Raw genomic sequence first — 20,914 nt, 5'->3', positions numbered from 1 at the left:
TGGCGGGTGACCGCCCACGTCGTGCTGAGCGCGTCCATCACGCCACCGCCGACTCAGGCGAGTCGATCGCGTTCGCGATCGGTGCAGACATCAGGCCGCGTCCTTCGAGTCGGACGGCTTGCCGGCCTGTCCCGGGGTGACGAAGCCCTGTGCGCGGAAGGACCACGCGATCCGAGGACGGCTGCCAGCGTCGTCGACGTACGGGAGGGCCGTGAGGCCCACGAACTCCACCGGCGTCCACGGCAGGGGCGAGGTGTTCTTCGGCGGCACCGGCTGAACCTCGGCGGCGAACTTCACCGAGACGCCGATCTCGCGTCGGCCTGCGTCGGCGTCGGCGTCGATGACGGTGCACTGCCACATCGGCAGGCCGCTCTCCTTGTCTCGCTGCTGGGGGCGCGAGCCGTCCTGGCGCTTCTCGGCCTGGAAGTCCGCGACGGGCTCGACGAGTCCGTGCAGGAACGCGCCGTTCGGGAAGACGAGCCCGTGGGCGACGGGGAAACGCTTGGCGATAGCCACTTCAACCAACTCCATTCGCATGTGGAGCGCGTAAGTCGCTGCTCCTGCGACCAACTACACACTCGCACGAGTTGCCTGTCAAGCGATTGGGTCGATCGGTCTCGCATCTCAGGCGACTCGTGCGAGAATCGACAGCGTGAGTACGACATGGGACACAGTGGTGCGCGAGGTGCTCGACAATGCCCGGCGAGCGGCCGGAGGCGGGGCAGCGCTCGCCCTGGCGTTGCGTTCGGCCGACGTCGGCCCTGAGTCGGGCACGTACTCGGAGTCGGCAGTCAGCAACTGGATCAAGGGACGCGCACGGCCCCCGGCGGACGTTGTTCTCGCCGCTGCGTCTCTCTACGGGCTGTCTCTCGACACCCGGCTTGGACTCGCACCAGAGCCGGAAGGGGAGGGGGCCGGCGATGTCGCGGAACTGCGCGGCGCTCTCCAACGACTCGAGAAGCTCGTGTACGAGCGCCTAGCCCCGCCAACCGACGACGCGACGTTCTCCACTCGCGACGTACGAGGCGTCTTTCCGACCAGGTCGGAGGCGCAGGCGGCGATGCCGGTTCTGCGGACGCTCGCGACGTCGGAGCGTGTCGACGCGATGGGACTGAGCCTCAACGCGCTCTGCCAGGGGGTGTCTGATGTGACGCTCGCGGAGCTTGTGGAGAACGGTCTGACCCTGCGGTGCCTGTTCCTCGACCCGAACGGCGCGGCAACGGCGGCACGGGAGGTGGAGGAAGAGCAGCCACCTGGACACCTGGCCGAGCTCACGCGCGCGAACATGCTGGCCGTCGCTCGTCTTCGCAAGCGACTCTCGTCGGAGGCCAGGGGGCGCGTACAGGTCCGCACCTACGACGAGCCCGTGCGGTTCAACATCGCTCGGTTCGACGGAGCCCGCGCCCTCGTGCAGCCGTACCTGCCGCGCCTACGCGGCCTTGACGCACCCACGTTCCTGATCGAGGCCGACGACGCGCACCCGCACGGCCTCTTCCCGATCTTTGAGGCGATCTTCGACGAGACCTGGGAGCGTGCTGATGTTGTCAGCAACTGAGCGGGCGGCTGACGCGGCGATCGACCTCGCCCTCTCGCTCCTTGGTGCGGGTGAGACGGGGGAGCGCGTCTACAAGACGGACCGCGACTTCGCCACCGCCACCGACTTTGCCATTGAGGATGCCGTCCGGGAGCTGCTCGCCCGTGAGACTCCCGACATCGGCTTCCTCGGCGAGGAGCGCGGACATACCGGGGATCGCGGGCAGTACTGGTGCCTCGACCCGATTGACGGGACCACCAACTTCTCGCGCGGCTTGCCGAACTACGGTGTGTCGCTCGCGCTGATCGAGGCCGGTGACCCTGTCTTCGGCACCATCGCGCTACCAGCGCACAGTGAGCGGTACGTCACCCGGGACGGTGTGGCGTTGCTCAACGAACGCCCCATCCGTGTCGCCGAGACTGCGAACCTCGACGACGCCATCGTCTCCTTCGGCGACTTCGCCACGGGAGCGGGCAGCGACGAAAAGAACGCTCGAAGGCTCGCAATGCTCGGCAGCGTCGCGGCATCCGTCGGACGGGTCCGCATGCTCGGCTCCGCCGCGACAGACCTAGCGTGGCTGGCGGCTGGTCGCCTCGACGCGGTCGTCATCGACGCCAACCGCACATGGGACGTCGCCGCGGGAATCGCCCTCGCACGCGCGACGGGCGCGGTGATTACGCACATCGACGGAAGCGCATACACCCTAGGTGGGCGCGACTTGCTCGCGACGATACCGGGCGTACACGGCGCCACTCTAACCGTGCTCGGTTCATCTCGGGAGTGACCTTGCCTGCGCTCCGTGGTGCCCCAGGGCGCCGCTAGATGTCGATGATCTTGCGCACCACGGCCGTCTCGGACCAGGAGCGTCTGCTGACGCTCCCTGGGACGGACGTAGGACTCGCGCGAGCAACGCGGGGTGGAGCCGAGCTGCTCGAATGGCGTTTCAGCGCGGTGATGACCGGGGTGCAGTGGTCTGACCGGGCTCAGTATGTCCGGCCCGGCTGCGGAGGCTGTGTCAGGGCGTATCGGACGCGACACTCGCGGGGTTCGTCGAGAACGGGCTCACGATGCACGGCATCTGACCCAACGCGAACGCAGGGAGCTTGGCGGCGTCCCGTCGACGGACAAAGAGCGAATTCGTCGACAGCATCGAAACATGCCATAGCTAGGACAGCTTCTCGTCGTTCGCGCCAAGGCACAACAGACCAGAGATGACCCGGACACGGCGCTCGACATTGCCCCTCGGGATCGTAGTGAGGCAGACTACGGGGGTGGGGATCGAACGAACGATGCCGAAGCGCCCTAGCCAGCACCGTCTGGAAGAGGCCTCTAGAGTCCAGTTCGCGGCAAGAGCGCCCGCGAGCTGGGCCGTGTCGGGACCGATCGAGCCGGACTATGGCCTCGACCTAACGGTAGAGATATTCCGTGGAGACGAGGCAACGGGCCTTCGGTTCGGGGTGCAGCTCAAGGCCACCGAGGGGCCAACATCCGCCGTGTCGGTGAAAGTCGCCTCCCTAAACTACTGGCTTGAGCAAGACATCCCAGTGCTAGTCTTTCGATGGAGTAGCGAACTCGGACGCGCCTGGTTCAGATGGGCGCACCTCATTCAACCACCACAGCAACCGGCACAAGAAACCCTGCGTCTTGCGTTCTCCGACGCGGACATATGGCAAGAAGACACGCCAGCCAAGATAGAACGGGAAGTGCAGGCGGCGAGAACGATACGCCGAGGAGCAATTCGGCTCCCTGTTCGAGTAACCTGCACAGGCTCGGGGAGCACGATTGGGGTATCTGCCGGGAGTGCGGTTAACGAGATACGTCGCGCGATGCGGCGGTATCCTTCGATCGTCTCAACCGCGATTTCGGGGCCGACGGAGATGGTGCTCCGAATCCGCATCGAGCGGAACGAACTCCGTGTAGATGTGCCCGGAACCTCTCCCAGGATCATCCAGTACGGGAAAACGGAAAGGCCGCGATCAAGCGGCGACGAGTATGACCGCCTTCGAACCCTGGTGAACGATGCACTCTTTGCGACAGCGGCGCAACTCGATAGCATTGGCTGCACCAAGGAGGCCGCCAAGATTCTCCTTTCAATCCTGGACGAGCCTTCCGTTGCGTACTCAGATGGACTCGCGACAGCCATTGCGGTGCTGTCGCGCAGCGGGGAACGAAAAGCAATGACTCGACTACTGGACAGGGCGCGCGTTGCCGGAGCCGACCACGCGTCCCTCGTGGCTTCACTCGTCTCGACACCGGTTGACGAGGGGGACTCAATCGCGGTGATGCTGCGGAGCTGGGTGGACTCGAACGTAAAGGCCGGAGATTTCGAGTCCGCAGCTCCACTTGCGTACAACCTTGCTGGACGGGCGGCGCAGCGACAATTGTGCGTAGCCATACAGCTGATGAACCAGGCTGCCGACCTTGACCTGTCCTACCGCGACCGCGACTATTGGAACCGTGAAATCGCGGGGTTGTTTTTTCTTGCGGCCGAATTCGACGCTGCGGCGAACCACTATAGGCGGGCCATTGAGCTAGGCGACGAGTCGGCAAGGGTGCTGCTCGGAGATGCGCTAATGCACGTTGGCCGTTATGCGGAGTCGCTTGAGTGCCTGGGGGCTGTAGGTGACTCGGTAAATGAGGCGGAATTTCGCCTGAAGTCGTGGTGCTTGGAGCTGCTCGTCGAGGAATCCGGTATCACAGAGCAAACCAGAGATTGTTTCCGTGCGGAGCGTATCTGCGACACGGACAGCCTTTCAATCGAAGGCGCACGGCAGGCGCTTGTGCAGGACTTGCTGTGTCCGGCTGCACTTTGGCGCGTCGGGGTCCAGCTCCTAGAGGAAGGAGATGTGGAGCCCGGCGTCCGGTACCTGCTCGGGGCAACTTTCTCCGACCCCGGCAACGCTAGGGCTTGGGTCGAACTTATAGGCACAGTTCAGGCGGCCGGCATCAGTGAGGACGTGGCGCGCGACGTTCTTCTTTGTGCCAGACAATTCGCTGGTGACGAGGTGTTGGACCGCGCGTGGCAGATTGACGCGGAGGCTGGCGCTCAATTGCAGACAATCTTCGAAGACCTGCCGGCGTTCGAGGGGAAGCCCATAATTATGCGAGCGACCTCGTACGGCGTGGCCGAGTACGAACTCTTCGAGCGATAGCGTCGTGCATCCTGCCGATGCGCCGAGCACTCACCCGAGTTACGAGCGGAAGACTCTGGGCCGCCGGAGAATTCCTGGATGGCCTGCAGGCGCCGCAATTTGTGTCAACGGAACTGGTTTCGCGTCAGGCTTCGGAACAACGGTGAGTCCAGGGAATACGGCCGTCATTGGGCGCCCTCCAAAGGCGTCGTGGTCGAAATCGCGCGCCTGCCGCAGCAGAAATTCCAACTGTGGCACGTCAGCTTCCGGAGCGGCGGTTCGAATGGCGCTTCCGGTGCGATGATCCGCCAGGAACCACCGAAGCTTGCGACCTTGACCGTAGATTGCGAGCATGGCGATGGGTCGTGCGGGCGCATCCTTCGGCCAAAGTCTCTTGTCGATATCGACGAGGGTCGCACGAACGCGAGGGAGGCACCCCAAGAGTTCGTCTGCCACCCGTACCATGTTGGCTGCCTCGTCGCGCGCGGTCTCCTTCTGCAACTTTCGGGCGAACTCGCGCCATGACCACAGTCCCTCAGCGAATGCGATGGCCGCGAGGTCAAGGTCCATACCGACCCGGTGTACGTCGGTGCCGTCGATCTTTTTCACAACACCGCTAAGCCCGCCCGCGCTCCCGTGGACGACAGAACTAAGAATCCGGTAGCCGTCGTACCCCGGGGTCAATCCGTGTCCAGCGGCGCGGTCATACAGGTTGCCTTCATGCCATTGCCGTCGGAAAGTTCCAGCCGCGTACTGCGTGCCGGTCAACGCGCCGTCGGCTTCTCGTTGCATCCGGTCTAGGCGTGCTTCTTCACGCCGTCGTTGTTTAGCAGAAAGGAGTGTCAACCACCATCGTCGCTGGGCAACGAACTGACGCGTGACGTGCTGGTGGGCCTCGTATCTTTCGGGCGGATTCGGACCACCCGGCTCATAGAGGTCGTAGATCGTGACAGCATGCTCGAACAACGTCCGGGCCGAGTGTGCAGCACTGCGACCATCAAGATGATTCACGTGACGGAGAAGTGCCAGCACATCGTTCGTAGCAGCGGTCAACACCATCTTAATCGCGGGATGGCTTCCATCAAGCGCTTGATAGAGTGGGGAACCATTAAAGATCAGAAGGTGCGTCGATTGTTCGATCGTCTGCGCAACGTCCGCCGGGAGGCAGTCCGCTAGGAGTGGTGGCGCCGTAACGGATTCGTCCTCGAACGGGTCGGAGAACTCATGTCCAGTCGTGTCGGGTTTCTGCCAGTCATGGCCGGGCACGCCGAAGGCGCTGCCGCGGTCGGCTCGGTCCCTGGGTCCGCCGCGCCGATTTGTGGTGCGCTTCGTCATCATCCAAATCCTGTCTCACGGGTGCATCGGTCCAGATTCTAGCGTGACTTGCTTGATTAGTGATCCTCTTGTCGGGATACGCTTTCTGGTGCTGCTCCTCGATCTTGCTCCGGGTGAGGACTTTCTCTACTGACTCAAGCGCGCGGCTTCGCCGCGCGGGCGACCTCCCGGGTGGGCCTGCGCCGCAGGACCCCGCGCTCCGCTCGCAAGCTCGCTGCGCGCACCCCGCGGCGCTGGCCCACCCGTCCAGCCGCCACGACGAAGGGCGGTCCCGTGTCCTTCCGGGACCGCCCTCGCGTCGTTGCTGGTTGCCGACGCCGTGGTCGTGCCATCCGGCTCCGCACCGACAGCCGAGCATCCGGCCGTCTCCGCCCTGCGTCCAGGGCGCCTGCGGCGTCGCTCCGCGATGGCCTGCGGCCACCCTTGACCCAGGACTCCGACAGCCTCTTGGGCTCCGCTATCGGTACGGCGCCTCCGAGTGTGCCAACTGCAAGCCGCCGCTCGGCTCCCCGCCGTCCTCCCCGCCAAACGACGCGAACTCCTCGCCCGAGGGCCAGTTTCCCGGGCGAACCCCGCGAAGGGAACCGCGGAATCCTGCGGGAGAGCCCGCCACCGTGTTCCTACGGATCAGAAGGTTGGGGGTTCGAATCCCTCCGGGCGCACAGAACACGAAGGCCAGGAACCGCAAGGTTCCTGGCCTTCGTGCTTTCCCGGCGGCCGACCGCCTCACCGGTCAGGGCAGCGCGGCCCGCGCTCCCGTGAGGTGGGCCGGGTCCGGGTCGTGCGCGACGTCGTCGGGCGTGATGCCCACCGACCTGGCGAGCGCCTCGACGTCCCCGCCCTGCAGGAGCGGCAGCGCCTCGCGGACGTGCCCGTCGTCCCAGGTCCACCACCGGGCGCGCCACAGCAGCTTGCGCCGCAGCGGATCGAACCGGTGGCGCACCACGCGCCCGTCGCCCACGACCACCGAGAAGGGCGCCACGTCCTTCGCGACGACGGCGCGCGCCCCGATGATCGCGCCGACACCGATGTGCACACCGCCCAGGATCGTCGACTCGTACCCGCACCAGACCTCGTGCCCGACGACGGTGTCCCCGACGGGCTTCCACGCGTCGGTCGCGCCGTCGACGAAGTTGAACCCGTACGGCGTGACGGCATCCATGTCATGGCCCTGGTTGCCGCCCAGCAGGAACGTGGTCCCGGACGCGAACTGGCAGAAGTTGCCGATCACGAGCTTGTCCGTCGGGACGCCTCGGTAGGTGGGGGAGTCGGCGAACAGGTAGCGGGCACGACCCGCGAAGCTCTCCCGGTGGTAGTGGCCGCTGTACCAGGAGTGCCGCCCCTGGGCCAGGACGATGCCCGCGTGGTCCAGGACCTCGCGTGAGGTGTCGAGGCGTTCGACCACGGTGAAGTCGGGGAAGAGGTCTCGTGCGGTGGTGTCCATCGGGTCAGTGCACCGGAGCCCTTGCGTCGCGGGCAAGGCAATTGTGGGCGCACCGGTTCGGCCCGACGGCGGAGCGTGCGTCGGGCGCTCTACCACCACGCCCGCTTGAAGCCTGCCGCCTCCGCGTCCTTGCGGCTCTCGAAGCACACGTCGGCCTTGACCTCCCGGAAGTTCCACTCCTCGCCCCGCACGTAGTAGACGTTCGTCGCGCCGTCGATCTCGCGCTCGTAGAGGCCCTTGACCTTGCAGTTCTCGGGGATCGGGGTCTTGCTGGGGGTGGGCGTCGGGGTCGGGGTGGGCGTCGGCGGCGCCGGGGCGGGCGGCGGCTCGGCGACCGGCGGCTCCTCGGGCGTCGGGGTCGGCGTGGGGCGCGGCCGGGGCTTCTCGACCGGCGGGACGACGGGGTCGCGGGGCGGAGGGAGCGTGCTGCCGGTCGGCAGCGGTTCGGCCGGGCACGTCGAGAGGACGGCGACGAGTGCTGCCTTCTCGCTGCTGGTCACGCGCAGGCCGTAGGTGTACTTGACGCCCACCTGGCGGGCGACGTAGGCGCAACGGAACGCCTCGTTCGGGGGGAGCCAGGCAGAGGCGTCTCCGTCGCCCTTCTGCTGGTTGAGGGTGCCGTCGACGACGAGGATGTTGAGCGGGTCGTTCGCGAAGGCCTCGCGTCGCGCCGCGTCCCACGCCCGCGCACCCTTGTGCCACGCGTCGGTCAGGGCGACCACGTGATCCACCTGGACCTTCTCCGAGGACAGCGGGCCGCGCTCGAAGGCGATCTCGGTGCCGCTGTACGGGTCGGCGAGCAGGCCCGTCAGGACGACGCAGTCCTTCGTCCCGGGCTTGAACGACGCCCCGGACAACGACCTGGCGAGCGCGTCGTTGCGGGTGTCGCACCCGTTGCCGTCGGTGTCGGCGAACCGCACCCCGAACGCCTCGACCGAGAACGCGGCCGAGACGTCCCGGTCGCCGACCTCGAGCAGCGCGACCGTCGCGAGCGCCGACTGGGAGGGTGCCGCGGCCACGACCGCGTCGACGTCGAGGGTCGCCGTCTCGAGGACGGCCGAGTTGGCCACCTCGAGGTGGTCCGGGGTCCGGTCCTCCGCGGGCTCCTCGGCGGGTGGCGGGGCGTTCGTCGCGTTGGAGGTCACGGGAGCCGGCGGCCTGTCCGAGCCGCCCTTCTGCGCGAGGGCCATCCCGCTCCCGGCGAGGGCCACGACGAGCACGGCGCAGCCCGCCCAGAGCGCGGGCCCGGACAGGAGCCCGTGCCGGGAAGCGGGCCGAGTCGCCGAGGTGTCACGACGGGTCGAGGTGCGCGACGCCGTCGGGCCTGCAGATGCCGGGGGCGGCGCGACCGGGCCGGGCGGGGGCGGGATCGGAGGTAGCGCCCGCACGGTCGAGGCGGGAGCGTACGACGCGGGCGCCTCCTCGACGGCCGGTCGGACCTCGGCGAACGGCATGCCGGAGGACTTTTCACCCGACGGGCTCGTCGGGCGCGTGGTGTCGCCGCCGAGCGTCCCGACGCCGAGCGGGAGGCGTTGCGTGCTGGTGGGCAGGACCGTGGGGCGGGTGTGCTGGGACCAACGATCGCCGTCGAACCAGCGTTCTGTCCCGGCCGCGGAGGGGTCGGGGTACCACCCCGGAGCGGTGCGACCCATGACGCCTCCTGCTGCTCTGGTCGCCTGCGTGCAACCCGCCGGCGGCGTCCTGGACCGACAGGGCGATCGAAGGCTAGCGGAGAGCGTCGGGTGGTCACGAATCGGTCCGGCGCGTCCCTGGAGCGGGGTGTGGGTGCGATCTCATGGAGAGGGGGATCGGGTCGGGTGCGCACCGCTCTTGACAGCGCTGTCAGATTCAGGGTCTACTCACCCCAGGAAGCACCGGACGGCCCTGACCGCCCGAACCGCGCCGGTCGTGACACGTCGGAGCGGAACCAGCCGGGGGTGTGGAAGAATCCCCGCCAGTCGAACCGTGCGGGGGTGGGTGCACATGGCCGCAGGAGGCCGCACCGCACGCGGCGGAGGTCGCCCGACCCTCGCCGCGGTGGCCGAGGCCGCGGGAGTCAGCCTCAAGACGGCGTCCCGCGTGCTCAACGACGAACCCAGCGTCGCCGAGGCGACCCGCCTCAAGGTGCGGGCAGCCGCTGACACGCTCGGCTTCCGCCGCAACGCCGTCGCAGCCGACCTCGCGCGCGGTGGCGGCTCCCGCCTCGTCGGGTTCGTGACCGGAGACATCGCGAACCCCTTCTACTCGGACCTCGCGGGCGGGATCGAGCGCGAGCTGCGCAAGCACGGGCTCCAGCTCATCACCACGAGCTCCGACGAGGACGCGGACCAGGAGCGCGAGCTCATCGACGCGCTGATCGAACGCCGCGTCGCGGCCCTGTTCATCGCCCCCACGGCCGCCGACCACTCCTACCTGCACGCCGAGCTCGCGACCGGTGTGCCCGTCGTGTTCCTCGACCGCCCACCGAGCGGGATCGAGGCCGACACCGTCGTGCTCGACAACCGTGCCGGCGCCGCCGCCGCCGCCCGGCACCTGCTCGCGCAGGGGCACCGTCGGATCGCGCTCGCGGGCGACCTGTCCCGGCTGTGGACCTTCCGCGAACGGCACGAGGGCTTCGTCGGCGCACTGCACGCCGCCGGGATCGAGGACCCCGAGCGCTACGTGCGCGACGGGCTGCACGACGCCACGACAGCCCGCGAGGCCGTCCTGGAGCTCCTCGCGCTCGACGAGCCCCCCACCGCGATCCTCACGGCCAACAACAAGATCACCCAGGGTGCGCTCCGGGCCCTGCGCACCGGTCACGGCACGCGCCGCGACGTCGCCCTCGTCGGGTTCGACGACTTCGAGCTCGCCGACGTCCTCGACGTGACCGTCGTCGGGTACGAGATCTCCGCCATGGGCCAGGCGGCCGCGCGGCTCGCGGTCGACCGCATCGAGTCGCCCGGAGGTGCTCCCCGGCTGCGCGTCGTCCCGACCGTGCTGGTCCCCCGAGGCTCCGGGGAGATCGCACCGCGCCTGGCCGCGGTGGAGGTCCCGGCAGCGCGGTGACCCGACGCGGCCGTGCGACGCGTCGGGCGGGCGTGCGGCGTGCGCTGCGACCGGCCCGCCCGGGGGCGGCCCCGCCCGGGGCGACCGGGCGACCCGGGGTGACCGGTCCGTCCGGGGTGACCGGTCCCGCCGGTCCTGCCGCGGCGGTCGCTTTGTCGCCGTCGTCCTCTTCGAACTGCGTCAAGGTCTCTCCGAGGTAACGATTCGGCGCAGGTCTTTGACAGGGCTCGGTGTGCGGTCTTACGTTCGACGTGTTCCTGACAGCGCTGTCAACGACGAAAGTAGGACCCCATGCGTAACGGATTACGCGTCGCCGGGGCACTGGTGGGCACCGCAGCCCTCCTGGCCCTCGCAGCTTGCAGCGGCGACTCCGGTAGCGATTCCACGGACGGCTCGGGCGATGCCGCGGGCGGAGACGTCGAGGTCTTCACCTGGTGGGCCGCAGGCTCTGAGAAAGCCGGCCTCGACGCGCTCGTCTCGGTCTTCGGCGAGCAGCACCCCGACTACACGTTCGTGAACGGCGCGGTCGCCGGCGGCGCAGGGTCGGCCGCCAAGGACCTGCTCCAGACCCGGCTCCAGGCCAACGACCCGCCGGACACCTTCCAGGCCCATGCCGGCGCCGAGCTCACGGACTACATCGACGCCGCCCAGATCGAGGACATCTCCGACCTGTACGACGAGTTCGGGGTCACCGACGTCTTCCCGCAGGACCTCATCGACCTCCTCACGGTCGACGGCCAGATCTACTCGATGCCCTCCAACATCCACCGCTCGAACATGGTCTGGGCCAACCCCGCGGTCCTGATCGAGGCGGGCCTCGACCCCGCCGCGACCTACGCGACCCTCGACGACTGGTTCACCGCCCTCGACGCGGTCCAGGCCACGGGCAAGACCCCCCTCTCGGTCGCGCAGACCTGGACCCAGGTCAACCTGCTCGAGACGGTACTCATGGCCGCGCTCGGCGCCGACGCCTACAACGGGCTGTGGGACGGCTCGACCGACTGGGAGAGCCCCGAGGTCACGGCCGCGCTCGAGGACTTCCAGAAGCTCATGAGCTACACCAACACCGACCGCGACGGCCTGGACTGGCCCGAGGCCACCCAGCTCGTCATGGACGGCGAGGCCGCGTTCAACGTCATGGGTGACTGGGCCGTGGCGGCGTTCGAGGAGGCCGACAAGACGGCCGGCACCGACTTCACCTACTTCCCGGTCCCCGGGACGGACGGCATGTTCGGATTCCTCGCCGACTCGTTCACGCTCCCCGTGGGCGCCAAGAACCCCGACGGCACCAAGGCCTGGATCGAGACGGTCGCGAGCCTCGAGGGCCAGACGGCGTTCAACCAGGCCAAGGGCTCCATCCCCGCCCGCACCGACGCGGACCCTGCTGACTTCTCCGAGTACCAGCAGACCGCCATCACCTCGTTCGCGGACGACACGATCGTGCCGTCGCTCGCCCACGGCGCGGCTGCCTCGGTCGCCGTGCTCAACGCCATCTCGGACGCGACGAGCAAGTTCACCTCCGGCGCCTCCGACCTGGCGCAGTACCAGGCCGACCTGGCCGCCGCCACCGCAGAGTAGGGCACAGGGCGTGCCCGTCGCGGAGCTGCTCACGCCGCCCCGCGACGGGCACCGCCGCCCGTTCGTGCCACGAGCCTGCGGTGCCCCGCCGCTCCACCTCGTTCCCCGCCGCACCGGTCGGTGGGCGCTCCCGCACCCAGGTGCGCGGCGTCCGACCCGGACCGTGCCCGCACCCTTGGAGGATCACCGGTGATCCACTCCGCCCGACGCTGGGGGCCGCCGCTGCTCCTCGTCGCCCCCTCCCTCGTCCTGGTGGGGGTGTTCGTCTACGGCCTCATCGCCATCAACTTCTCGACCTCGACCACCGACATGCACAAGGCCGCACAGTCCACGGGGCAGGCGCCCGTGTCCCGTGTGGGCCTCCAGAACTACCTCGACCTGCTCGCGAGCCCGGAGTTCCAGCACTCCCTGCTGAACCTCCTGATCTACACCGTGGTCTTCCTCGTGGGCACCATGCTCATCGGGTTCGTCTGGGCCTGGCTCCTCGACAAGCCCGTCAAGGGCGAAGGTTTCTTCCGCGCCGTCTACCTGTTCCCCATGGCTGTCTCGTTCATCGCCTCGGGCGTCGTGTGGCGCTGGCTCCTCAACTCGAACCAGGACGAGAAGGCGAGCGGCCTCAACCGGCTCTTCCAGATGGTCGGGCTCGACGCCCTCCAGAACAACTGGTGGAACAACGTCACGTTCGGCATCGCGGCCATCGCGATCCCCGCGATCTGGCAGCTCTCCGGCTACGTGATGGCGCTCTTCCTCGCAGGGTTCCGCGGCATCCCGGAGGAGCTGCGCGAGGCGGCCCGCATCGACGGCGCGAGCGAGTGGAAGCTGTACCGCTACGTGCTCTTCCCGCAGCTCACACCGATCGCGCTGTCCGCGCTCATCATCGTGGGCCACATGTCGCTCAAGGCGTTCGACCTCATCATGTCGATCTCCAAGCCGTCCAACTACCAGACCAAGGTCCCGGCCGTCGACATGTACGTCTTCAAGTCGAGCTTCGACTACGCGAACGCAGCCGCGGTGGGCGCGATCCTGCTCATCATCGTGGCCCTCGTGATCGTGCCCTACCTGATCTCCCTGAACCGCAAGGAGAAGATCCGATGACCACGGTCACCACCCCCGTCGAGGCGACGGCCCCGGGCTCGGGGGGCTCCGGGCCCGGCACGGTCGGCTCGCGTCGCCGCAAGAAGCCCGTGGAGCGGTTCTCCGTGGCCCGCACGCTGCGGTACGCGCTCCTGATCCTGTTCGTGCTGGTCGTGCTCGTGCCCGTCTACGTCCTGCTCGTCACGAGCTTCAAGGGACCGGGCGACGCGGCGCCGACCCGCGCATGGAACCTGCCGCAGGTGTGGACCACGGAGAACTGGCAGGGCGCGTGGGACGCCCTGTCGCCCGCGATCCTGCGAACGCTCCAGATGGTGGTCCCGGCCGCGCTCATCTCGGCGTTCCTCGGGTCGCTCAACGGGTTCGTGCTCTCGCGCTGGCGGTTCCGGGGGGCGAACCTCGTCTTCACGCTCATCCTCTTCGGCATGTTCATCCCGTACCAGGCGGTGATCATCCCGCTCAACCAGCTCGTCCTGAGCCTCGGCCTTCCGAGCGGCATCCCGACGCTGATCGTGCTGCACGTGATCTACGGCCTGCCGATCACGACGCTGATCTTCCGCAACTACTACCAGACCGTCCCGGCCGAGCTCATCGAGGCCGCACGCGTCGACGGGGCGGGCATGCTGCGCACGTACTGGTCGATCGTCCTGCCGATCTCGATCCCGAGCTTCGTGGTCGTGCTGATCTGGCAGTTCACGTCCGCGTGGAACGACTTCCTCTTCGCGGTGTTCTTCTCCTCGAGCCAGAACGGCCCGGTCACGCTCGCCCTGAACAACCTCGCGAACGGGGCGCTGCTGCAGAACTACGGCGTGTCGATGGCCGGGGCGCTGTTCGCGTCGCTCCCGACCCTCCTGGTCTACATCCTGCTCGGCAAGTACTTCATGGGCGGGCTCATGTCCGGGTCGGTCAAGGGGTGAGGCTGCCCGCCCCACGGGGCGGACCGGCCTGGCCGGACCCGACGTCCGGACGGGGGCTCCGCCGTCGGGCGTTCGACGCAGGTGCACCCAGCCGGGGAAGATCGCTGACGAGGACGACGAACGGGGAACGATGACGGTCAGGGACGAACCCGCACGCACGGCGGACGGGGCTGCGTGGCGCCACGACGAGCTGCGCAGGCTGCTCGCCTTCGCGCAGGCGTCGCTCGGGCCCGACGGCGGTGCGCGGTGGCTCGACGACGACGGCGTCCCCGACGCGCACGCACCCGTGCACACGTGGATCACGGCGCGCACGGCCCACATGTACGCGCTCGGGACCCTGCTCGGTGTGCCCGGGGCGGACACCCTCGCGGACCTGGCTCTCGACGGGCTGCGCACCCACCTCGTGGACCCCGCCGACGGCGGCTGGTTCGCGTCGCGCGGGCCGGGCGACGCGGTCGACGACACCAAGAGCGCGTACGCGCACGCGTTCGTGGTCCTCGCCGCGTCGAGCGGCGTCGTCGCGGGACGGCCCGGGGCGCGCGCGCTGCTCGACGACGCGCTGCGCGTCCTCGACCGGGAGTTCTGGGAGGCGGACCAGGGCATGCTGCGCGACGAGTGGGACCGCGCCTGGACCACGTGCGCGCCCTACCGGGGGGCGAACGCCAACATGCACGGCGTCGAGGCGCTGCTCGCCGCGCACTCGGCGACGGGCGACGCCCGGTGGCTCGAGCGCGCGAGCACGATCGCGGAGCGCGTCGTGGGCTGGGCCGCCGAGCGGGACTGGCGGGTCGTCGAGCACTTCGACGAGGCGTGGCGACCGCTACCAGAGCTCAACGCCGAGCGGCCCGACGACAAGTTCAAGCCCTACGGGTCGACGCCCGGGCACGGGTTCGAGTGGGCGCGCCTGCTGTTGCAGCTCGACGCGGCGCAGGACCCCACGACGTCCGGTGGGATCCCCGGCGTGCCGGGGGCTCGCCTCGACGCCGCCCGCCGGCTGTTCGACCGTGCCGCGGCCGACGGCTGGGACCCGGGCGAGGGCGGGTTCGTCTACACCGTCGACTGGTCGGGGCGACCCGTCGAGCAGCGCAGGTTCCACTGGGTCGCGGCCGAGGCGATCGCGGCCGCCGAGGTCCTCGCCCGGGTCACGGGCGAGGAGCGGTACGCGCGGCTCGCCGACGACTGGTGGGCCTACGCGCGGACGCACCTCGTCGACGTCGAGCGCGGCTCGTGGCACCACGAGCTCGACGCGCACAACCGTCCGTCGGCGGTCGTGTGGGACGGCAAGCCCGACATCTACCACGCGGGCCAGGCGCTCCTCCTCGCGGACGTGCCGGTCACGGGGAGCCTCGCGGAGTCGGTCCGCGCCTGGCGCGCTCAGCGGGCGTCGTAGATCTGCACCTCGGCCGCCTTGACCGCGAACCACACGCGTTCGCCCGGAGTCAGGTGCAGGTCCGCGACGGACCGCGGGGTCAGGTCCGCAGCGAGGTGCCCGACGGCGTCGCGCACCTCACGAGGTCCCGTCACCTCCCCCCAGGCCCGGAAGAGCTGCCCGTGCGGCTCGAGCGACGTGATCGTCACCACGAAGGCGTTGCGCGGGCTGCCCGACGGTGGCTCGCGGTGGATCGCGACCGCCCGCGGCTCGAACATCGCGACCGCCGGGGCGCCCTCGACGAGCCCCGCGCCGTCGGCGACGACTCCTGCGACGACCTGGGCGCTGCTCGTGCTGCGCGTGCCGGTCGCTGCGCCGCCGCCGCTCGGGCCGGGCCGCAGCCCGCCGTCGTCGGTCGCGGTGCCCGTGAGCAGGTTGATGCCCGCGAGGCGGGCCGCGAACCGTGAGCGGGGGCGGGTGAGGACCTCGCGCGCCGGACCGTCCTCGACGACCCGGCCCCCCTCCAGGACGACCGCGCGGTCGGCGAGGAGGAGGACGTCGAGCAGGTCGTGCGTCACGAGCAGGGTCGTGCGGGGGCGGGTGCGCTGGGCGTCGTGCAGGGCGCGGCGCACCTGCTGGGCGACCCCGACGTCGAGCGACGCGAGCGGTTCGTCGAGCAGCAGGACGCGTGGGTCGGTCGCGAGGGCACGTGCGATCGAGACGCGCTGAGCCTGCCCCCCGGACAGCTCGTGCGGTCGGCGCCCCGCGAGGTGCCCCGCGTCGAGCTCGGCGAGGCGCTCACGGGCCGTGGCACGGGCCTCGGGCCGGGGCGTGCCCCGGGCGCGGAGCCCGAACGCGACGTCGTCGACCGCGTCGAGGTGCGCGAAGAGCAGGGGGCGCTGCGTGAGCCAGCCGACCCTGCGCCGTCGTGCGGGGACGGCGGTCCCGCGGGTGGTGTCGGTCAGGACGGTGTCGTCGATCGACACGTGGAGCTCGTCGGGGCGCGCCGACCGGGGCCGGGCACGGTGGGCGCGGTGGGGGAGCAGGCCGGTGACGGCCTGGAGGAGCGTCGACTTGCCTGCGCCGTTGGGGCCGAGGACCGCGACGACCTGTCCGGGTCCGACCGTGAGGTCGAGGTCGACGCCGCGCTCGGCGAGGCGGACCCGGACGTGCAGGGGCGCGCCGAGGGTGACGGTCCCGACCGCCGAGGGTGACGTGCCGACCTGCCGAGGGTGACGCGACGCGTCGCCATCGGCCGGATACCCGTCACCCTCGGCGGGGAGCCCGTCGCCCTCGGCCGGATGCCCGTCACCCTCGGCGGGGAGCCCGTCGCCCTCGGCCGGATGCCCGTCACCCTCGGCGGGGAGCCCGTCACCTTCGGCGGGGAGCCCGTCACCTTCGGCGGGGAGCCCGTCACCCTCGGCCGGATGCCCGTCACCTTCGGCGGAGGACTCGCGCCCGAACGGCCCGCCGTGCACGGCCGCCGTGACGATCACGGCCACGACCACGAGCAGGAGCGACAGCGCGACGGCGGCGTCGGGGTCGGCGCTGCGCCGGAGGTAGATCTCGAGCGGCAGGGTCTGGGTGACGCCCTGGAGCGCGCCGGCGAACGTGATCGTCGCGCCGAACTCCCCGAGCGCCCGCGCGAACGCGAGCACCGCCCCGGACACGAGCCCGGGCAGGACCAGCGGCAGGGTCACACGGCGCAGCACGGTCGTGGGGGAGGCCCCGAGCGTCGCGGCGACCTCCTCGTAGCGTGCGTCGTGCGTCCGCAGCGACCCTTCGAGGCTCAGCACGAGGAACGGCAGCGCGACGAAGGTCTGGGCCATGACGACCGCGGTGGTCGTGAACGCGACCTCGATGCCCAGGACGGACAGGTGCTGGCCGATCAGCCCGCGTCGCCCGAACGTGTAGAGCAGCGCGATGCCTCCCACGACGGGCGGCAGGACGAGGGGGAGCAGCACGAGTGCGCGGGCCAGGCGCTGCCCGGGGAACGTGGTCCGCGCGAGGACGAGGGCCATGGGGGCGCCGAGCAGCACGCAGCACACGGTCGCGACGAGCGAGGTCCGGACCGAGAGCCACAGGGCGTCGGTCGCGGTCGGGGACGTGAGCAGGTCCCAGATGCCGCCGAGCCCCCCGGACACGTCGAGGCGCGCGACCATCGCGACCACGGGCACGACGACGAACAGCGCACCGATGATCGCGGGGGCCAGGACCCAGCGGGGCAGGCCGCGCATCAGGGGGCCTCCTCGGTCCGTGCGTGCCCGTCGCCCGGACGAGGGGACCGTCCTCGCCTGAGGTGACGCACGTCGTCGGGCGTCATGGCGTCCCGAAGCCGGCCTTCGCGAGCGCGGCCCGGCCGACGGGTCCGGTCACGAGGTCGACCCACTTCTCTGCGAGCGCGGCGTCGGCGACGCCGGAGGTCACGGCGATCGGGTAGGTGTTCACGACGGTCGCCGTCTCGGGGACGTCGATCACCTCGACGTCGTCCCCGGCGAGGGTCGCGTCGGTGACGTAGACGAGTCCGGCGTCGGCTTCTCCGGCGGTGACCTTGGCGAGGACGTCGGTCACGCTCGCCTCCTCGCTCACGCGGTGGATCGTGGTCCCGGCGGTGGCCTCGACGGTGGCGGTCGCGGACCCGCAGGGCACCTCGGCCGCGCACACGACGACCTTGAGGTCCTCGCGCGCGAGGTCGGCGAACGACGTGACGCCGCCGGGGTTCCCGGTGGGGACGACGACCGTGAGGGTGTTGGTCGCGAAGACCACGGGGTCGGCCGCGTCGCCGCCCGCGACGGCACGGCCCATGGTGGCGGTGTCCGCCGTGGCGAGCACGTCACCCGGGCTGCCTGCGAGGAGCTGGTCGGCGAGGTCGGCCGACCCCGCGAACGACAGCGCGACGGTCACGCCGTCGTGCTCGGCCTCGAAGCCCTCGGCAAGGCCCGTGAAGACGTCGCGCAGCGACGCGGCCGCGAGCACGGTGAGGGTCTGCTTCTCGGCATGCGTCTCGCCGTCCAAGCTTCCGGTGCCCGACGGCGCCGCGCACGCCGCGAGGGCGGCCGTGAGCAGGGCCGTGGTCGTCAGGGCGAGCGCGCGCCGGACGGGGCGTGCGGTGGTGCGGGGGGTGCGGATGGTGCGGTTCACGCGAGGCCTGCCGGCGTCTCGACGATCACGGTGGTGGCCTTGACGACGGCGACGGCGAGGCTGCCCGGTTCGAGACCGAGCTCGCGGACTGCCTCGGTGCTCATGAGCGACACGACGCGCTGTCCGCCGCACAGCATCTCGACCTGGGACATGACGGTGTCGCTCACGACGTGGGTCACGATCCCGACGAACCGGTTCCTGGCGGAGCGGGCGACGCCGGACGGGTCGGGCGCCGCCTGGGCGGTGCGTGCGGCCCAGGCGGCGAGCTGAGCGCCGTCGAGGACCTTGCGGCCGGAGCCGTCGAGGGTCGCGTCGAGGTCTCCCGCGTCGACCCAGCGGCGCACTGTGTCGTCGCTGACGCCGAGCAGGTCGGCTGCTTCCTTGATCCGATAGTGCGGCATGAGAGCGACTATAGGCCCGCAGGTGCGGACTCCAATGATCGCATCGCGACGATTGAGAACCGTTTCAAGCCCATATGCCCCATTTTCGGCTGCGGCGTGGCATGCTCGGAAGGTGCGCACGTGCTGGTGCGCCGGGACCGGTAGGAGGACTCGTGGTTCGTCGGTACTGGAGCTCGCTCGCCCTCGTCGTGATCGGCGCCGTCTGGGCGCTGGGCGGAGGGATCGCCGCGCTGACCGGCAAGGACGGACCGCAGTCCCCGATCCTGTTCGTGGTGCTCGGGGGCGCGGCCGTGCTGGTAGGCATCGGGAGCGCCGTCGTCCGCTCCCGTTCGCGCGACGAGGTGTGACGGCGGCGTGACGGCAGGCCAGACCCGCCGACCGGTCCCACATCAACGCACGAGGCCCCGCACCATCCGGTGCGGGGCCTCGTGTCGTGGAGCGGATGACGGGAATCGAACCCGCGCTATCAGCTTGGGAAGCTGAAGTTCTACCATTGAACTACATCCGCGTGACGTGGAACCCCGCAGCTCGCGGGCCGTCTCCGGCCGGTGCGAGCCGGTGAGGAACCGGCGTGCGTCCACGATCATACCCACGTCGGGCCAGGATGCCAGCATCTTGTGCCTGAGCACTGCCTGAGGAGGCGTCTTGTCCGAGAACCCGTACCAGCAGCAGCCCACCGATCCTGCGGCTGGAGCGGACCCGTACGGCCAGTACGGCGGAGCGCCGCAGCAGCCCACGGCGCCGTCCTACGGAGCGGACCCGTACGGGCCGCCGCAGGCCTACGGCGAGCAGCCGCAGCCTGCCTACGGCGCACCGGCCGACCCCTACGCCCAGCAGCCCGGGTACGGCTACGGAGCCCCTCAGCAGGATTACCAGCAGGGTTACCAGCAGGGCTACCAGCAGCCGTACGGCGCGTACGGCGCGTACGGCGCCCAGCAGCCCGGCTACTACGAGGACCCGAACGCGAAGTCGCGCCTCGCGGCGGGCCTGCTCGGCATCTTCCTCGGGACGTTCGGCATCCACCGCTTCTACCTCGGGTACACCGGCATCGGTGTGACCATGCTGCTGATCTCGGTCCTCTCGCTGGGCATGCTGAGCTGGGCGGTCTGGATCTGGGGCCTCGTCGAGGGCATCCTCTACCTGACGTCGAAGAGCGGCCAGTACTCGGTCGACTCGACGGGGCGCCCGCTGCGCAGCTGACGGCACGGGTCGCCTCGCTGAACCGAGGCCGGCCCCGAGGCCGGTCGACGACCGCACGTCGTCGCCCGACCGGCCTCGGGTCGCCCCTCGGGACCGCCCTCCGGGACCGCGCACCGGCGCGCTGCCGGCGCGGAGTACGGTTGCCCCGTGCTCCTCTCCGACCGCGACATCACTGCCGAGATCGACGCCCAGCGGGTCCGCCTGGACCCGTACGACCCCGCGATGCTCCAGCCGTCGAGCATCGACGTGCGGCTCGACAAGTTCTTCCGGCTGTTCGACAACCACAAGTACCCGTTCATCGACCCGTCGACGGACCAGCCGGACCTGACGCGTCTCGTCGAGGTCGAGCCGGGCGAGCCGTTCATCCTGCACCCGGGGGAGTTCGTCCTGGGGGCCACGTTCGAGCAGGTGTCGCTGCCCGACGACGTCGCGGCGCGCCTCGAGGGCAAGTCCTCGCTGGGCCGGCTCGGGCTCCTGACGCACTCGACGGCGGGCTTCATCGACCCGGGGTTCAGCGGCCACGTGACGCTCGAGCTGAGCAACGTCGCGACGCTCCCGATCACGTTGTGGCCGGGCATGAAGATCGGCCAGCTGTGCTTCTTCCGGCTGTCGTCGGCCTCGGAGCACCCGTACGGCTCGTCGATCTATGGTTCTCGGTACCAGGGTCAGCGGGGTCCGACGGCCTCGCGCTCCTGGCAGAACTTCCACCGTACCGACGTGTGAT

The 20,914-nt window shown here is 69.9% G+C and carries 18 protein-coding genes and 1 tRNA gene; 11 read left to right on the top strand and 8 right to left on the bottom strand.

All coding sequences use genetic code 11. From position 1 onward, the window contains the following. Positions 1-90 precede the first annotated feature (90 nt). Positions 91-516 (bottom strand): hypothetical protein, encoded by a 426-nt coding sequence (locus IE95_RS0108130; protein WP_030151128.1) that lies wholly within the window; start codon positions 514-516, stop codon positions 91-93. 136 nt (positions 517-652) lie between these two features. On the opposite strand from IE95_RS0108130, the gene IE95_RS20380 reads away from it, so the two are divergent. The 3 genes from IE95_RS20380 (at position 653) to IE95_RS20085 (ending at position 4,686) form a co-directional block, all read left to right on the top strand. Beyond that, the gene (locus tag IE95_RS20380; protein ID WP_129429520.1) at positions 653-1,555 is read left to right on the top strand and encodes a DUF5919 domain-containing protein; all 903 of its coding nucleotides are present in this window, start codon (positions 653-655) and stop codon (positions 1,553-1,555) included. Continuing rightward, complete coding sequence (locus IE95_RS0108120; protein ID WP_030151126.1) at positions 1,539-2,318, top strand: inositol monophosphatase family protein; 780 nt, start codon at positions 1,539-1,541, stop codon at positions 2,316-2,318. The genes IE95_RS20380 and IE95_RS0108120 overlap by 17 nt, the downstream gene beginning before the upstream one ends. A gap of 487 nt (positions 2,319-2,805) precedes the next feature. Further along, positions 2,806-4,686 (top strand): DUF4365 domain-containing protein, encoded by a 1,881-nt coding sequence (locus tag IE95_RS20085; protein ID WP_164984167.1) that lies wholly within the window; start codon positions 2,806-2,808, stop codon positions 4,684-4,686. A 39-nt stretch (positions 4,687-4,725) separates the two neighbouring features. Here IE95_RS20085 and IE95_RS20375 read toward each other — a convergent pair whose 3' ends face one another. From IE95_RS20375 to IE95_RS19545, 3 genes are all read right to left on the bottom strand, one after another. After that, positions 4,726-6,000, bottom strand: a complete 1,275-nt coding sequence (locus tag IE95_RS20375) for a DUF5677 domain-containing protein (RefSeq protein WP_129429519.1) — start codon at positions 5,998-6,000, stop codon at positions 4,726-4,728. Positions 6,001-6,733: 733 nt separating this feature from the next. Then, a complete protein-coding gene (locus tag IE95_RS0108110) occupies positions 6,734-7,444 on the bottom strand; it encodes an LbetaH domain-containing protein (protein WP_051702888.1) in 711 nt (236 codons plus the stop codon). An 89-nt stretch (positions 7,445-7,533) separates the two neighbouring features. Further along, positions 7,534-9,096, bottom strand: a complete 1,563-nt coding sequence (locus IE95_RS19545) for a GmrSD restriction endonuclease domain-containing protein (RefSeq protein ID WP_051702887.1) — start codon at positions 9,094-9,096, stop codon at positions 7,534-7,536. A 331-nt stretch (positions 9,097-9,427) separates the two neighbouring features. Between IE95_RS19545 and IE95_RS0108100 the strand changes: the two genes are divergently transcribed. From IE95_RS0108100 to IE95_RS0108080, 5 genes are all read left to right on the top strand, one after another. Further along, complete coding sequence (locus IE95_RS0108100; RefSeq protein WP_030151122.1) at positions 9,428-10,492, top strand: LacI family DNA-binding transcriptional regulator; 1,065 nt, start codon at positions 9,428-9,430, stop codon at positions 10,490-10,492. A 291-nt stretch (positions 10,493-10,783) separates the two neighbouring features. Then, complete coding sequence (locus IE95_RS0108095) at positions 10,784-12,070, top strand: ABC transporter substrate-binding protein (protein WP_030151121.1); 1,287 nt, start codon at positions 10,784-10,786, stop codon at positions 12,068-12,070. A gap of 189 nt (positions 12,071-12,259) precedes the next feature. Beyond that, positions 12,260-13,165: a carbohydrate ABC transporter permease gene (locus IE95_RS0108090; protein ID WP_030151120.1), complete on the top strand. Its 906-nt coding sequence runs from the start codon at positions 12,260-12,262 to the stop codon at positions 13,163-13,165. Beyond that, the gene (locus IE95_RS0108085) at positions 13,162-14,079 is read left to right on the top strand and encodes a carbohydrate ABC transporter permease (RefSeq protein ID WP_030151119.1); all 918 of its coding nucleotides are present in this window, start codon (positions 13,162-13,164) and stop codon (positions 14,077-14,079) included. The genes IE95_RS0108090 and IE95_RS0108085 overlap by 4 nt, the downstream gene beginning before the upstream one ends. Before the next feature lie 130 nt (positions 14,080-14,209). Next, positions 14,210-15,469, top strand: coding sequence for an AGE family epimerase/isomerase (locus IE95_RS0108080; RefSeq protein WP_036571485.1), 1,260 nt, complete (start codon positions 14,210-14,212; stop codon positions 15,467-15,469). Here IE95_RS0108080 and IE95_RS21310 read toward each other — a convergent pair. The 3 genes from IE95_RS21310 to IE95_RS0108065 form a co-directional block, all read right to left on the bottom strand. After that, a complete protein-coding gene (locus tag IE95_RS21310; protein WP_036571482.1) occupies positions 15,454-17,685 on the bottom strand; it encodes an ABC transporter permease in 2,232 nt (743 codons plus the stop codon). The two genes, IE95_RS0108080 and IE95_RS21310, sit on opposite strands and share 16 nt — an antisense overlap. An 82-nt stretch (positions 17,686-17,767) precedes the next feature. Continuing rightward, the gene (modA, locus tag IE95_RS0108070) at positions 17,768-18,589 is read right to left on the bottom strand and encodes a molybdate ABC transporter substrate-binding protein (RefSeq protein WP_240666373.1); all 822 of its coding nucleotides are present in this window, start codon (positions 18,587-18,589) and stop codon (positions 17,768-17,770) included. Beyond that, positions 18,586-18,990 (bottom strand): TOBE domain-containing protein, encoded by a 405-nt coding sequence (locus IE95_RS0108065; protein WP_030151115.1) that lies wholly within the window; start codon positions 18,988-18,990, stop codon positions 18,586-18,588. Before IE95_RS0108065 ends, modA begins: the two co-directional genes overlap by 4 nt. A 152-nt stretch (positions 18,991-19,142) precedes the next feature. Between IE95_RS0108065 and IE95_RS0108060 the strand changes: the two genes are divergently transcribed. After that, positions 19,143-19,337: a hypothetical protein gene (locus IE95_RS0108060; protein ID WP_030151114.1), complete on the top strand. Its 195-nt coding sequence runs from the start codon at positions 19,143-19,145 to the stop codon at positions 19,335-19,337. Positions 19,338-19,424: 87 nt separating this feature from the next. Here IE95_RS0108060 and IE95_RS0108055 read toward each other — a convergent pair. After that, positions 19,425-19,498 (bottom strand) — tRNA-Gly (locus IE95_RS0108055). Between the two features lie 137 nt (positions 19,499-19,635). On the opposite strand from IE95_RS0108055, the gene IE95_RS21045 reads away from it, so the two are divergent. After that, complete coding sequence (locus IE95_RS21045) at positions 19,636-20,190, top strand: TM2 domain-containing protein (RefSeq protein WP_030151113.1); 555 nt, start codon at positions 19,636-19,638, stop codon at positions 20,188-20,190. A 147-nt stretch (positions 20,191-20,337) separates the two neighbouring features. Continuing rightward, complete coding sequence (gene dcd, locus IE95_RS0108045; protein WP_030151112.1) at positions 20,338-20,913, top strand: dCTP deaminase; 576 nt, start codon at positions 20,338-20,340, stop codon at positions 20,911-20,913. The last annotated feature ends 1 nt before the right edge of the window (position 20,914 follow it).

The organism is Oerskovia turbata (genome assembly GCF_000718325.1).
In the GTDB taxonomy this organism is placed as follows: domain Bacteria; phylum Actinomycetota; class Actinomycetes; order Actinomycetales; family Cellulomonadaceae; genus Oerskovia; species Oerskovia turbata.
This window is presented reverse-complemented; position numbering and strand designations above follow the sequence as displayed.

Bases quoted from the DNA above. Each gene is read 5' to 3' on its own strand.
- IE95_RS21310 (WP_036571482.1), bottom strand. From the start codon at position 17,685: ATGCGCGGCCTGCCCCGCTGGGTCCTGGCCCCCGCGATCATCGGTGCG.
- IE95_RS0108120 (WP_030151126.1), top strand. From the start codon at position 1,539: ATGTTGTCAGCAACTGAGCGGGCGGCTGACGCGGCGATCGACCTCGCC.
- IE95_RS0108095 (WP_030151121.1), top strand. From the start codon at position 10,784: ATGCGTAACGGATTACGCGTCGCCGGGGCACTGGTGGGCACCGCAGCC.
- IE95_RS0108110 (WP_051702888.1), bottom strand. From the start codon at position 7,444: ATGGACACCACCGCACGAGACCTCTTCCCCGACTTCACCGTGGTCGAA.
- IE95_RS0108085 (WP_030151119.1), top strand. From the start codon at position 13,162: ATGACCACGGTCACCACCCCCGTCGAGGCGACGGCCCCGGGCTCGGGG.
- IE95_RS19545 (WP_051702887.1), bottom strand. From the start codon at position 9,096: ATGGGTCGCACCGCTCCGGGGTGGTACCCCGACCCCTCCGCGGCCGGG.
- IE95_RS0108065 (WP_030151115.1), bottom strand. From the start codon at position 18,990: ATGCCGCACTATCGGATCAAGGAAGCAGCCGACCTGCTCGGCGTCAGC.
- IE95_RS0108100 (WP_030151122.1), top strand. From the start codon at position 9,428: ATGGCCGCAGGAGGCCGCACCGCACGCGGCGGAGGTCGCCCGACCCTC.
- IE95_RS20375 (WP_129429519.1), bottom strand. From the start codon at position 6,000: ATGACGAAGCGCACCACAAATCGGCGCGGCGGACCCAGGGACCGAGCC.
- IE95_RS0108080 (WP_036571485.1), top strand. From the start codon at position 14,210: ATGACGGTCAGGGACGAACCCGCACGCACGGCGGACGGGGCTGCGTGG.